Origin of the sequence: Bradyrhizobium sp. GCM10028915, from assembly GCF_042666195.1 — a bacterium.
GTDB classification, from domain to species: Bacteria; Pseudomonadota; Alphaproteobacteria; order Rhizobiales; family Xanthobacteraceae; genus Bradyrhizobium; species Bradyrhizobium canariense_D.
In genome coordinates, this window is record NZ_JBHTFN010000070.1 from 305,292 (window position 1) to 318,402 (window position 13,111).

Annotated in this window: 11 protein-coding genes; 7 read left to right on the top strand and 4 right to left on the bottom strand. The window is 63.9% G+C overall.

The window, feature by feature from the left end; genetic code table 11:
- Position 1: 1 nt before the first annotated feature.
- Complete coding sequence (locus ACFQX9_RS34960) at positions 2-457, bottom strand: cupin domain-containing protein (protein ID WP_007601580.1); 456 nt, start codon at positions 455-457, stop codon at positions 2-4.
- A 29-nt stretch (positions 458-486) separates the two neighbouring features.
- A complete protein-coding gene (locus ACFQX9_RS34965) occupies positions 487-1,662 on the bottom strand; it encodes an ABC transporter substrate-binding protein (RefSeq protein WP_085360095.1) in 1,176 nt (391 codons plus the stop codon).
- Between the two features lie 250 nt (positions 1,663-1,912).
- Here ACFQX9_RS34965 and ACFQX9_RS34970 point away from each other — a divergent pair, with 250 nt between their 5' ends.
- From ACFQX9_RS34970 to ACFQX9_RS34980, 3 genes are all read left to right on the top strand, one after another.
- Entirely contained in the window at positions 1,913-2,431 is a 519-nt protein-coding gene (locus tag ACFQX9_RS34970) for a MarR family winged helix-turn-helix transcriptional regulator (protein WP_377791776.1), read from the top strand.
- Positions 2,432-2,577: 146 nt separating this feature from the next.
- Positions 2,578-4,269, top strand: coding sequence for a benzoate-CoA ligase family protein (locus ACFQX9_RS34975; protein WP_377791777.1), 1,692 nt, complete (start codon positions 2,578-2,580; stop codon positions 4,267-4,269).
- 18 nt (positions 4,270-4,287) lie between these two features.
- Complete coding sequence (locus ACFQX9_RS34980; protein WP_377791854.1) at positions 4,288-4,746, top strand: RidA family protein; 459 nt, start codon at positions 4,288-4,290, stop codon at positions 4,744-4,746.
- Positions 4,747-4,797: 51 nt separating this feature from the next.
- Here ACFQX9_RS34980 and ACFQX9_RS34985 read toward each other — a convergent pair whose 3' ends face one another.
- Together ACFQX9_RS34985 and ACFQX9_RS34990 are read right to left on the bottom strand one after the other, a co-directional pair.
- Positions 4,798-5,769: a CHAD domain-containing protein gene (locus ACFQX9_RS34985; protein ID WP_377791779.1), complete on the bottom strand. Its 972-nt coding sequence runs from the start codon at positions 5,767-5,769 to the stop codon at positions 4,798-4,800.
- Between the two features lie 12 nt (positions 5,770-5,781).
- On the bottom strand, positions 5,782-7,314 hold the full coding sequence (locus ACFQX9_RS34990) for an AAA family ATPase (protein ID WP_377791780.1): 1,533 nt from the start codon (positions 7,312-7,314) through the stop codon (positions 5,782-5,784).
- A 191-nt stretch (positions 7,315-7,505) separates the two neighbouring features.
- Between ACFQX9_RS34990 and ACFQX9_RS34995 the strand changes: the two genes are divergently transcribed.
- From ACFQX9_RS34995 to ACFQX9_RS35010, 4 genes are all read left to right on the top strand, one after another.
- A complete protein-coding gene (locus ACFQX9_RS34995) occupies positions 7,506-8,336 on the top strand; it encodes a universal stress protein (protein WP_247471747.1) in 831 nt (276 codons plus the stop codon).
- A 69-nt stretch (positions 8,337-8,405) separates the two neighbouring features.
- Positions 8,406-11,099, top strand: a complete 2,694-nt coding sequence (locus ACFQX9_RS35000) for a GNAT family N-acetyltransferase (protein WP_377791781.1) — start codon at positions 8,406-8,408, stop codon at positions 11,097-11,099.
- 103 nt (positions 11,100-11,202) lie between these two features.
- Positions 11,203-12,339, top strand: coding sequence for an ABC transporter permease (locus tag ACFQX9_RS35005; protein WP_377791782.1), 1,137 nt, complete (start codon positions 11,203-11,205; stop codon positions 12,337-12,339).
- Between the two features lie 2 nt (positions 12,340-12,341).
- Positions 12,342-13,109, top strand: coding sequence for an ABC transporter ATP-binding protein (locus ACFQX9_RS35010; RefSeq protein WP_377791783.1), 768 nt, complete (start codon positions 12,342-12,344; stop codon positions 13,107-13,109).
- The last annotated feature ends 2 nt before the right edge of the window (positions 13,110-13,111 follow it).

The window sequence follows — 13,111 nt, forward strand, 5'->3', positions numbered from 1 at the left end:
GCTAGCCGCCGGGAGGTGGCGGCAGGAAGTGGATGTTGAACTCGGCGGCCATCGCCACCACGTCCTCGGGCTTCTGTTCCTTCATGTTGTGGAGGCCCCAGAACAGGTCGAACAGCTTGCGGGTCGGTGACACCCAGAACAGCACCTTCGCGGTCTGCTCCGACTTGTTGAAGATGCCGTGCGGCACACCCATGCCGAGCCGGATCAGGTCGCCCGCGGTCGCCTGCGACTCGGAATTGCCGAGCATGAAATCGAGCTTGCCCTCCAGCATATAGAGATATTCATCCTGGTCGGGATGGATGTGCGGCGGCACAAACGTGCCCGGTGGCAGCGTCGCATGCCAGGAGAAGCTGTGCTCCGTGTTGCTCTTCGGCACATAGGTCTGGCCGAGGATGTTCCAGGAGATGCCCTGGATTCCCTCATTGGCCCGTGTAATGCCGGTGATTTCGCTCTTCATTGTGATCCTCCCTCAACGCGACGTGCGGCTTAGTTCGCCGCCTTGCAGTCCTTGGCGTAGCGGTCGCCGTAATTCTCAAAGACCTTCTGAACGATCTCGGTCTGGAACTTGCCGTCCGCGCGCTTGGCGACCTTGGTCAGGTAGAAATCCTGGATCGGATAACCATTGGTGTTGAACTTGAAGGCGCCGCGCAGCGAGGTGAAGTCGGCCTTTTTCAGAGCGGCCGCGACCGCATCCTTGTTGGAGAGATCGCCCTTCACGGCTTTGACGGCGCTGTCGATCAGCATCGCGGCATCATAGGCCTGGAAGGCGTAGGTGCCGGGCACGCCGTTATAGGCGGCCTCGTAGGCGGCGACGAACTTCTTGTTCTGGGGATTGTCGAGATTGGGCGCCCAGTTCGCGCCGCCGAACATGCCGACCGCCGCGTCCTGTTGCGCCGGCAAGGTCGATTCATCCACCGTGAAAGCCGAGAGCACCGGAATGCTGTCGGCGAGGCCGGCCTGCTTGTATTGCTTGACGAGATTGACCCCGAGGCCGCCGGGCATGAACGTGAAGAGCGCATCGGGTTTCTGCGATGAAATCTTGGAAAGCTCCGGCTGGAAGTCCAGCGTGTTGAGCGGCATGTAGGATTCCTCGACGATCTCACCCTTGTAGTCGAGCTTGAAGCCGGCGACGGAGTCCTTGCCGGCCTGATAATTCGGCACCATCAGATACATGCGCTTGTAGCCGCGATCCTGCGCGACCTTGCCGAGGATTTCGTGCACCTGATCGTTCTGATACGAGGTCACATAGAAGAACGGATTGCAGTCCTTGCCGGCAAAAGTGGATGGGCCGGCATTGGGGCTGATCAGGAAGGTTTTCGATTCCGTCACCGGCCGGTGGATCGCCTGAAGGATGTTGGAGAAGATCGGGCCGACCACGAAGTCGACCTTGTCGCGCTCCAGCAGCCCCTTGACCTTGGTGACCGCAGCGTCCGGCTTCAATTCGTCGTCGACCACGACGACCTCGACTTCGCGGCCGCCCATCTTGCCGCCGAGATCCTTGACCCCGAGCGCAAAGCCGTCGCGAACCTGTTGGCCGAGTGCAGCGGCGGGTCCCGACAGGGTCACGATCACACCCAGCTTGATTTTCTCCTCGGCGAGGGAAGGGCTCACCGCGGTGCCAAGCAGCAAGGCGGCCGCGGCCAACGTCATTTGCGTCTTCATGATCTGTCCCCCGTGATAACAGGACTTGCGCTGCAAGCCGCTACTTCAATCCAAGTTTATGCCGATGATTGCTGCCGCGGCAAGCGAGCTCAAAGCGTCGTCATCCGGCGGGCAGCGGTGCATGCAAGGGGCGCGCCAATTATTTGAAGCCTAAAGAAATCGGCATGCGGTCGATTGTTGCGGCTTTACGCTTGCAGCCGGCGTCGATTTATTTGAAGCTCAAAACGTGGGGGATCCGTGCCGGGCGCCAATGCCGGCCGTGAGTGACTGCATCAACATGCTCGATTCCGAGACCAAGGCCGTTGAAACTCCGGAGGATCACGCCGAAGAGCTTCGGCTGTGGCTACGCCTCTTGACCTGCACGACCCTGATCGAGGGCGAGGTTCGTGGCCGGTTGCGGCAGCGCTTCGACGTCACATTGCCCCGTTTCGACCTGATGGCGCAGCTCGACAAGGCACCCGACGGCATGACGCTGTCCGACGTCTCCAAGCGCATGATGGTCTCGAACGGCAACGTCACCGGTCTGGTCGAGCGCCTCGTGGAATCCGGTCATCTCGACCGCCGCACGTCGGAGACGGACCGCCGCGTCCAGGTGATCCGGCTGACTAAACTCGGTCGCGCCGAGTTTCGCAGAATGGCCACGGAACACGAAACCTGGATCGCCGATCTCTTCGCCGATCTGACGCCGAAGGATGTGCGCGAATTGATGCGGCTGCTCGCCAAGACCAAGGCATCGGCGCAGAAATCAGCCGCTCGCCGCCGGGCTTAGGTCCGCGGCTGAGGCACCCACCAATACCGTTGCCGCCGGAAAAAGCATGGGATGCCCAAAATCCGCTATTGCGCGAAATTGCTTTAAGCCTAAAATGTTTCCGAGTGAGTGCTGCCGGGTGCTTTCCATGCTGAAAGGAGCGTGCGATGGCCAACGCCGCCAAGGTTCAAATCTCGGGTTCGCATGACGACAATGCCGCGACAGCCCATGTCGATGCGTTCGCGCGGCAGCATCTTCCGCCACGCGAGCTCTGGCCGGAATTCATCTTCACACGACCGGAACTGCAATATCAGCCCCGCCTGAACTGCGTCAGCTATTTCCTGGACCGCTGGGTCGAGCAGGGACATGGCGACGCTGCCTGCGTGATCAGCCCCGCCGTCAGCTACACCTATCGTGAGCTGCAAACGCTCGTGAACCGCATCGCCAATGTGCTGGTCGGCAAGCTTGGTCTCGTCACCGGCGGGCGCGTGCTGCTTCGCTCGGCCAACAATCCGATGATGGTCGCGACCTATCTGGCGGTGATCAAGGCCGGAGGCATTGTCGTGGCGACGATGCCGCTGTTGCGCGCCAAGGAGCTGTCCTATCCGATCCAGAAGGCGGAGATCACGCTCGCGCTCTGCGATGGTAAGCTTGCCGAGGAAATGGAGAAGGCGAAAGCCGCAGCCCCCGGCCTCAAGCGCGTGGTCTATTGGGGCAACGGCAGCGGCGACTCGCTCGAGGCGCTGATGGGGGATGCAAGTCCGGAGTTCAAAGCCGTCGATACTGCATCCGACGACGTCTGCCTGATCGCGTTCACGTCGGGCACGACCGGCGATCCCAAGGGCACCATGCATTTCCACCGTGACATGCTGGCGGTCTGCGATGGTTATGCGCGCAACATCCTGCGGGCGGAGCAGAAGGATCGCTTCGTCGGCTCGGCACCGCTCGCCTTCACGTTCGGCTTCGGCGGCGTGCTGTTTCCGATGCACATCGGCGCCTCCTTTGTCGTTCTGGAGAAGACGGCGCCCGACGACATTCTGAATGCGATCGAGCAGTACAAGACCACGGTCTGCTTCACCGCGCCGACCGCGTACCGGGCGATGATTGGCAAGCTTCCGGGCCGCGATATTTCCTCGCTTCGCAAATGCGTGTCCGCCGGCGAGACGCTGCCCAAGCCGACATTCGATGCCTGGCTGAAGGCGACCGGGATCAAGCTGATGGACGGCATCGGCTCGACCGAGCTGCTGCACATCTTCATCAGCGCGACCGAGGACGAGATCCGCCCCGGTGCGACGGGCAAGCCGGTGCCGGGGTATGAAGCGAAGATCGTCGACGATTCCGGCAATGATTTGCCGCCGGGCACGATGGGACGGCTCGCGGTCCGCGGGCCGACCGGATGCCGCTATCTCGCCGACGAGCGGCAACGCAAATACGTCCAGAACGGCTGGAACATCACGGGCGACACCTATCTGATGGATAGCGACGGCTATTTCTGGTATCAGTCGCGCTCGGACGACATGATCGTGTCGGCCGGCTACAACATCGCAGGCACGGACGTCGAGGCGGCGCTGCTCACGCATCCCTCGGTCGTCGAATGCGGGGTCGTCGGCGCGCCAGACGAGGCGCGCGGCATGATCGTGAAGGCCTATGTCGTTGCCGCGCCGGGCGTAACGCCGGATGCCGAGCTCGTGGCTGCGTTGCAGGAGCATGTCAAACGCGAGATCGCGCCATACAAATATCCGCGCGCGATCGAGTTCGTGACGCAGCTACCGAAGACCGAGACCGGCAAACTAAAGCGCTTTGCCCTGCGGCAACTGGCGCAGACCGCGGTGCCGTCCTCCGGCGTCGCGGCGGAATAGAAGGATAGAAAATTGTCAGTGACCACGCCGAAAGGCCCGCACCTCGCGGTGCTGCCGACAACAGCCGAGGATAAAACCCGCTCCAGGGCGCAGGTGCTCCAGCCGTCCGGTTGGCCGGTACCGAAAGGCTATGCCAACGGCATGGCCGCCGAGGGACGCATCGTCGTCACTGGCGGCGTCATCGGCTGGGATGACGAGGAGCGTCTCGCGGAGGGTTTTGTCGCGCAGGTGCGCCAAACCCTAGGCAACATCGCCGCGATCCTCGCGGAGGCCGGTGCGCAGCCCGAGCATCTGGTGCGCCTGACCTGGTACGTCGTCGACATGGACGAGTACCTGGCGAACCTGAAAGAGCTCGGCAAGGCCTACCGCGCCATCTTTGGCGCGCACTACCCGGCGATGGCGCTGGTTCAGGTCGTCCGGCTCGTCGAGAAGGCGGCGCGCGTCGAAATCGAAGCCACCGCCGTCATCCCGCGCTGAACTGACGGCTTGTCCAGCTCGCCTTTTTTAGGTTCGCCTTGGCGAGATCACCTAGTCCTCAGGCTCCGCATCCGGCGCAAGATCGGCGGAGCGGAACGGCTTGGCCTTGTCGAGTTTCCGGTAGGCGCGCGAGGCGGTCCGCAACAGTTTCTTTTCGCGCTTGCGGTTGAGGAAGCGAATGCCCGCCTCGGGAACGGCCTCGTTCAATGACGCCGCCAAAGTTTGCCCTCGCGCATCGTCATTCAATCGCCCGAGGGACTTTTGCGCCTTGCGCAATTGCTTGAGGATCGACTGCTGCTTTGTCAGCGACTCGTCTGCGAACAGGTCCTCGAGCGACTCGATCGAATAGGTCAGCCGTTTGTTGAGAAGCCGCAGCTTGTGCCGTTTCTCGACGTCGAGCTTGCGGAGCTTGCGTGCTTTCTTGAGCAGCGTCTTTTCCCATTCCGTGAGTTTCGCTGTTGCGTGGTCGGCGAGCGTGCAGCGGCGTAGCCTGATAGCTTCCTTGCTGCGCCGGGTCGACCAGAGGCCGCTCTCGATCCAGGCTGACGTCTGCGCGACGAGATGGCGATACCGCGCGGATTGCAGCGCGCGCGCCAACTGGCGATGGCTCTCGGCGCGCTTCTCATCCCAGTGCTGGAGCTCGGCAATCACGGTCAACTCGCCGCCACTTTCGGCGATGACCCGTTCGATCGCCACGTCGAGGTCCCGTACCACCCCGAGCTGGCTATTCAGCCATTTCAGTTCGGTCCAGACCTCCGGGCGAAGGGCGTCATCGACCATCGGCGAGAAGAAGCGGATGGCGGTGCGCAGATGCGTCAGTGCAATCCGGATCTGGTGCAGTGCCTCGGGATCGCCGCGGCAGGTGCCGTCATGCTGGGCGCGAACGGCGGCGAGGTGACGGCGGGCGATGATCCGGAACGCCGTGTCGCAGACCAGGCCGGGGCTGAGGCGGCCGGGCAGGGCATTGCGCCTCGCCGCAGGCTTGACGCGCGCGGCCGTCGAACTCGTGCTGGGTCGCGCCATTTGCAGATTGCCTTACTTGCTCTCGGCGATCGCGTCCCGGCAGTTCTGGAGCGTCTGCTCTTGCGTCCCGGATGCATCGATGGTCGCCCAACCGACATGGCCGATATTATAGTGCTCTTGCAGCGCGGCAACCTCTTGCGTGGCGTCGGATGCGTCGCCCCGGCGGCCCCCGATCCGCGCCTGCCGGGTCGCGAGGTCTGCAACCAGAAACAGGCCGCTCAGCGGCACGTTGCGCTCGCGCGCCAGGGTGGCGACCGCGTCTCGTTCGCCCTGACGGGCGAACACGCCGTCGATGATCGCTGAATGGCCTTGCGCCAGCACCCGCCCGGCGTGCTGAGCCAGCGTGTCGTAAACGCGGGCCGTGACCTCGGGCGTGTATGCGGATGCCGGCAGCCGGTCCGTTTCCTCGACCCCTAACATCTGCTTGCGGACGAGGTCGCTGCGCAGCACGACGGCGCCCGGCTGCGGCGTAACGTCCGGCGCGAGCGCGCGTGCCAAAATCGTCTTTCCGGTGCCTGACAATCCGCCGATTGCAATCAGCCGGCGAGCGGGCGGCTGGATCAGCGCGCGGGCGAGGCCAAAATAGCGCCGCGCCCCGTCGAGAATGCTGGGATCATCGGAATGCGGCGGCTTCAGCCGTGCCAGCGCGACCTGGGCGCGGATCGCCGCCCGGACGGACATGAACAGCGGCAGTGCGGAGAGCGCGTCGAGATTTTCGACCGGAGTCGCGGCGAGATAGCGGTTCAGCACGATGTTGGCCGCGCGTGCCTGATTGTGGTGCAACAGATCCATCAATCCGAATGCGAGATCGTAGAGCACGTCGGTCGTTGCCATCCGGGCGTCGAACTCGATGGCGTCGAACAGCACCGGCTTCTCGTCGATCGACACGATGTTCGCAAGATGCAGGTCGCCATGGCAGCGGCGCACGAAGTCTTTTCGGCCGCGCTCTTCGAGCAAAGGTCGGAGGCGGAGGAACATTGCTTGCGAGTCTCTGCCGAGTTCTGCGATCTCTTCGGCTTCGAAATGATTGCCGGTCCGCAGGCCATTGCTGTTGCCATCGATCAGGCCGGGGATGGAGGAAACCCATGCGTTGCCGTCGGCGCAAACAGCCTGCGCATGCGAAGCCGCGATCGCGTCGGCGACAGCCGAGGCAAAAGTGTCATCCAGCGCTCCGGCCTTGGCCAGATGATCCAGCGTCCGGCTTTCGTCGAAGCGCAACATGTCGACCGCATACTCGATCGGCCCGCCGCTTCCGTCGACCTTCACCGATCCATCGGGCTCTTCCGTGATCGCCACGACGCGGTGATAGATCTGCGGCGCCAGCGGCCGGTTGATCCTGATCTCCTCCTCACACGCCGCCTTGCGCTTCTCGAGCGTTGAGTAATCGAGGAATGGAAACTGCACGGCGCGCTTGATTTTCAGGGCGCGCCTGCCTTCGAGGAAGACCGAAGCTGCGTGCGTATCGATCCGCCTCACGTTCGGATGACCCGCGGAATTGGTGAGCGCCGCAAAGATCCGGTCCTGGGTCGCAGAATCGTCTGTCATTCCAGCTGGTACGTCCAGATGCGTCGGAAGCGGCTCACCCGCGATCAGGGTAATCCATAGAAGCAGATCGCGGCCAGTCCTTGACTTCGGTCAACGCCTGTCTCCTTCCGGCCGATCGGAGTTCCCGGGCTTGACGAGGATCAAGCGTCCCGACCAAAGCCGGCCTATTCTGGTGCCTGAGGAGAATCCCGATGCCGATCAAGGACGTCTTTCTGCCGCTCGTCGGCCAGCCACGCGGCCCGGCCCTTGCTGCGATCGAGACATGCGTAGCCGTTGCCGCCGACCTCGGCGCCAGGATCACCGCGCTGGCACTTGAGGAGGATGTCTTCGTGCGGCCGAAGGTGATGCTCCCCGATGCGACCGAGGCAAACCGGACGCTTGGCGCGGGCGACAGTCAGCATCTCCTGGATGCGTTCACCCGCGCAACCTCCCGCACCGGCATTCGCGCTCAAAGCCGGTCGGCCAAGGTGCCGGCAGACCAGATCGCGTCAGTCCTGGCCGAGCACGGACGCTTCAGCGATCTCACGCTGCTCCCCGTGACGCCACACGACAGCCGAACCGAGCACATCATCGAGACGCTCCTGTTCGAATCCGGGCGGCCAGTGCTGCTCTGCCCGGAGCAGCATGTGGACGAGCTGCGCCCGGAATTGGAGAACGTCATGATCGCCTGGGATCATTCCGCGCGTGCGGCGCGTGCGGTCGGCGACGCGCTGCCTATCCTTCAGGCAGCAGCCCTGGTCCGCGTGGTGACCGTGGCGGACGACAAGTCCGACGCGATCGTGCAATCCGGCACGGCTCTGGTCGATCATTTGAGGGAACACGGGGTCTACGCCTCGTTCGAAACCGCGAAGGGCAACGGCAGCTCGATTGGCAAGGTGCTCGGAAGCTGGGCGAATTCCCATGCCATCGATGCGATCGTGATGGGCGCCTACCATCATTCGCGCCTGAACGAGATCGTTTGGGGCGGTGTGACAAAGACCGTCATTGGCGAACCACCGTGCTGGGTTATGCTCTCGTACTAGGCGGATCGCCAGTTTATCGGCCTGATCGTCAACCATCGGAACCGCCACCGACCGGGCGCATTTGCTTTCATGTCAATCTATCGTCTGAAGAACCTGCTGTCGCCGCGTTCGGTTGCGCTCGTCGGTGCGAGCGCCCGCCCGGTCTCCGTTGGACGCGCCGTTCTGGAGAACATCCGTAAGGCCGGATTCACGGGACAGTTCGGCCTCGTCAATCCGCGCCATGCCGAGATCGGCGGCGTCGCGGCCGTGGACAGCCTCGATCAATTGCCGTTCTTGCCCGAGCTTGTGATCATCACCGCGCCGGCGCGCGCGGTTCCCGGCATTGTCGATCAAGCCGGGCGGCGCGGCTCGGCCGGTGCCCTGATTGTCTCGGCTGGGCTCGGCCACGGACCGGGATCCCTGCACGAGGCCGCCATCACTGCGGCCCGCAAATACGGCATGCGGCTGATCGGGCCGAACTGCCTGGGCATCATGATGCCCGGCGTGAGCCTCAATGCCGGTTTTGCCGCGCACATGCCGGGGCCCGGGAATCTCGCGCTGATCTCGCAATCGGGGGCGATCGCGGCCGGCATGGTCGATTGGGCCGCGCAGCGCGGCGTCGGCTTCTCCGGCATCGTCTCGATCGGCGATCAAATCGACGTCGATCTTGCCGATCTGCTCGACTATTTCGCGATGGATCACAAGACCCGCGCGATTCTGCTCTACATCGAATCCATCAAGGACGCGCGCAAGTTCATGTCGGCCGCGCGTGCCGCGGCGCGCGTGAAGCCGGTCGTCGTGGTGAAGTCCGGCCGAATGGCGCAGGGCGCGAAGGCGGCCGCCACCCATACCGGTGCGCTCGCGGGGGCCGACGCCGTCTATGACGCCGCGTTCCGCCGCGCGGGCGTCCTGCGGGTCTCCGATCTGCGCGAGCTGTTCGATTGCGCCGAGACGCTCGGCCGCGTCGAGTCGCCGGCGGGAAAGCGCCTCGCCATCCTGACCAATGGCGGCGGCATCGGTGTCCTCGCCATCGATCGATTGGTCGAGCTCGGCGGCATTCCGGCGAGCATCTCGGCGGACGCCCGCAAGAAACTCGATGACGCGCTGCCGCCGACCTGGTCCGGCGCAAATCCCGTTGACATCGTAGGTGACGCCGATGCGTCGCGCTATGCGGCGGCGCTCGACGTGTTGCTTGCCGATCCCGACAACGATGCGGTCCTCGTCCTCAACGTGCAGACCGCGATCGCCTCGGCTGCCGATATCGCAACGATGGTGACCGAACGCGTCAAGGGATATCGCGAGAAGCACCGCAATTGGGCCAAGCCCGTGTTCGCCTCGTGGATCGGAGCAGACCAGAACATCATCGAAACACTGTCCGGCGCCGGCATCCCGAACTATCCGACCGAGGATGATGCCGTGCGCGGCTTCATGTACCTCGTGAGGCACCGCGAAGTCGTGGAGGAACTGAGCCAGGTTCCACCGGCGATGCCCGAGACTTTTGTGCCGGACGCACGTGCCGCAAGACAGATCGTAGCTGCTGCCATCGCAGACGGCCGCCAATGGCTCGAACCCGTCGAGATCAAGCACCTGCTCGAAGCCTACGATATCGCGATGGTGCCCACATACGCCGCGGCCGATGTCGAGCAGGCGGTGGCCTACGCGAAAGACATCTTTGCGCAAGGCGCCACCGTCGTGCTGAAAATCATGTCGCGCGACATCGTCCACAAATCCGATGTCGGCGGCGTCGTGCTCAATCTGACGACGGTCGAGGCGGTGCGCACCGCTGCCACCGACATTATCGCTCGGGCGAGAAAGCTGCGTCCCGAAGCTCGCATCGAGGGCGTCATCGTGCAGGCGATGGTGGTGAAGGCTAAGGCCCGCGAGTTGATTCTGGGCCTCGCCGACGATCCGACCTTCGGCACGGTCGTTGTGTTCGGCCGCGGCGGGACCGCGGTCGAGATCATCAACGACAAGGCGCTTGCGCTTCCGCCGCTCGATCTGCAACTGGCCCGCGACCTGATCGACCGCACGCGCGTGTCCCGGCTGCTTCGCGCTTACCGGGACGTGCCGGCGGTGAAGCCCGACGCCGTCGCCATGGTCCTGGTCAAGCTGGCGCAGATGGCCGCCGACATTCCCGAGATCCGCGAATTCGACATCAATCCGCTGCTGGCGGATGAAACCGGCGTGACCGCGGTCGACGCTCGCGTCGCGGTCGGGCCGCCGGAACGGAAGTTTGCCGGCTCCGGCGCCGCCAACTTCGCCGTTCGGGCCTATCCGTCGCAATGGGAGCGCCGCCTCAAGCTCAAGGAGGGCTGGCGGATCTTCGCGCGGCCCCTGCGTCCGGAGGACGAGCCGACCATCCACGCATTCCTGCGTCATGTCACGGCGCACGATCTTCGTCTGCGTTTCTTCGCGCCGATGAAGGAGTTCACTCACGAGTTCATCGCGCGCCTGACCCAGCTCGACTATGCGCGCGCGATGGCATTTATCGCATTCGACGAGGCGACCGGTGAGATGGTCGGCGTTGTCCGACTCCATTCGGACTCGATCTACGAGAGCGGCGAATATGCGATCCTGCTGCGGTCCGATCTCAAGGGCAAAGGTCTGGGATGGGCCCTGATGCAGTTGATCATCGACTACGCGAGATCGGAAGGCCTCAAGGCGATCTCGGGTGATGTTCTCAGGGAGAACACCACCATGCTGGAGATGTGTCGCCAGCTCGGCTTCGATGTGAAGCCGGATCCGACCGAGCCGGATATATGCGATGTCAGGCTGAAGCTCTGAGCGCGCCGCTACAGCTGGCCTTGAGACAGGTCAAGCCAGCCGCCCCATGCTGGCCTAGAACTGCCGGCTGAACGGGCCCCGGTTGTCCCGATGAGGTGGAATCGTGAACTCCGAACCGCTGTTGCTGGCGAGGCCCTCCGGCGAAGAGCTGAAATTGTGCCCAGAAGGGCCGTGGATTGCCGCGAACGTGTCGCTGCTGGAGACGTTGTCCCGGTCGGTCGGGGCGGATGTCGATCGATCCAGAGCCGTGACGCTGGACATGTCGGGCGTCAGCGCGCTTGACACGCTCGGCGCCTGGGTCCTGGAAAAGCTTTCGCGCAGGGCTTCATCATCCGGTCAAGCGGCCGAGTTTATCGGTGTCGCCGACCATTTCAGCGGCCTGATGGACGAGGTGCGCCAGGTCAACCGCCACACGCCGCTGCCGGCGCCCGCACCCAACCCGATTGTGCTCAGGCTGAACGATCTCGGCAAGTCCACGGTCGGCGCGCGCCAAGACATCACGATCTTTCTCCAAATGCTGGGCGCGTTGTTCATCGCCGTGATCGGCGTGCTGCGCCGGCCGCGCTCGCTGCGGCTGACATCGCTGATCTATCAGCTCTACCGCATCGGCTGGCAGGCCATCCCCATCGTCGTGCTGATCACCTTCCTGATCGGCGCTATCATCGCCCAGCAGGGATTCTTCCATTTCCGCAGGTTCGGCGCGGAGTCCTACACCGTCGACATGGTCGGCATCCTGGTGCTGCGCGAGCTTGGCGTGTTGATCGTCGCCATCATGGTCGCCGGCCGTTCGGGAAGCGCCTACACTGCCGAGCTCGGCTCGATGAAGATGCGCGAGGAGATCGATGCGCTCTCGACCATGGGCCTCGATCCTGTCCACGTCCTGATTCTGCCGCGGGTTGCGGCCCTGGTGATTGCGCTGCCGATCCTTGCCTTCATCGGATCGATTGCCGCACTCTATGGTGGCGGCCTGGTCGCGCAGTTCTACGGCGGTATGGCGCCGGCGATCTACATCGCGCGGCTGCACGAGGCGATCTCGGTCACCCATTTCGAGGTGGGCATCCTGAAGGCGCCGTTCATGGCGCTGGTGATCGGGGTAGTCGCCTGCAGCGAGGGCTTGCGCGTGAAGGGCAGCGCCGAGTCGCTGGGACGACAGACCACGACGTCGGTGGTCAAGTCGATCTTCCTGGTGATCGTGCTCGACGGCCTGTTCGCGATCTTCTTCGCCTCGATCGGAATGTGATCATGGGCGAATCGCAAGAGCAGTTCGCGATCCGCGTCCGCGACCTCGTGGTCGGCTTCGGCCGGCAGACCGTGCTCGATCATCTGACGCTCGACGTACGCCGGGGTGAGATCCTCGGGCTCGTGGGGGCGTCGGGTGGCGGCAAGTCGGTGCTGATGCGAACCATCATCGGCCTCATCCCGCGCCAAGGCGGGACCATCGAGGTTACGGGACGGCCAATCGGCGGCCGCACCGAAGGCGCGGCCACGACCTGGGGCATCCTGTTCCAGCAGGGCGCGCTGTTCTCTTCGCTGACGGTCCGGCAGAACATCCAGTTTCCGCTCCGTGAAAATCTCGTCCTGTCGCAGGAGCTGATGGACGAGATCGCGGTCGCCAAGCTCGAAATGGTCGGGCTGCGGCCGCAGGACGCCGATAAATATCCGGCGGAGCTATCCGGCGGCATGACCAAGCGCGTGGCGCTGGCGCGCGCGCTCGCGCTCGATCCGCCGATCCTGTTCCTGGACGAGCCGACCTCAGGCCTCGATCCGATCGCGGCGGGCGATTTCGATGCGCTGATCGGGACGCTGCAAAAGACCCTCGGCCTCACCGTGTTCATGGTCACCCATGATCTGGCGAGCCTGACAACGGTCTGCGATCGGGTCGCCGCTCTCGCCGACGGCAAGATCGTGGCGATCGGTCCGATGCGCGAGCTGCTGCAATCCGAGCATCCCTGGGTGCGCGCCTATTTCCACGGCAAGCGCTCGCAGATGCTGCAACACGAGATGAGATGAGA

What these genes read in the sequence shown, in the direction of transcription:
- ACFQX9_RS34970 (WP_377791776.1), top strand. Translation starts at nt 1,913, where the DNA reads ATGCCGGCCGTGAGTGACTGCATCAACATGCTCGATTCCGAGACCAAG.
- ACFQX9_RS34965 (WP_085360095.1), bottom strand. Translation starts at nt 1,662, where the DNA reads ATGAAGACGCAAATGACGTTGGCCGCGGCCGCCTTGCTGCTTGGCACC.
- ACFQX9_RS35000 (WP_377791781.1), top strand. Translation starts at nt 8,406, where the DNA reads ATGTCAATCTATCGTCTGAAGAACCTGCTGTCGCCGCGTTCGGTTGCG.
- ACFQX9_RS35010 (WP_377791783.1), top strand. Translation starts at nt 12,342, where the DNA reads ATGGGCGAATCGCAAGAGCAGTTCGCGATCCGCGTCCGCGACCTCGTG.
- ACFQX9_RS34960 (WP_007601580.1), bottom strand. Translation starts at nt 457, where the DNA reads ATGAAGAGCGAAATCACCGGCATTACACGGGCCAATGAGGGAATCCAG.
- ACFQX9_RS34995 (WP_247471747.1), top strand. Translation starts at nt 7,506, where the DNA reads ATGCCGATCAAGGACGTCTTTCTGCCGCTCGTCGGCCAGCCACGCGGC.
- ACFQX9_RS34990 (WP_377791780.1), bottom strand. Translation starts at nt 7,314, where the DNA reads ATGACAGACGATTCTGCGACCCAGGACCGGATCTTTGCGGCGCTCACC.
- ACFQX9_RS34975 (WP_377791777.1), top strand. Translation starts at nt 2,578, where the DNA reads ATGGCCAACGCCGCCAAGGTTCAAATCTCGGGTTCGCATGACGACAAT.
- ACFQX9_RS34985 (WP_377791779.1), bottom strand. Translation starts at nt 5,769, where the DNA reads ATGGCGCGACCCAGCACGAGTTCGACGGCCGCGCGCGTCAAGCCTGCG.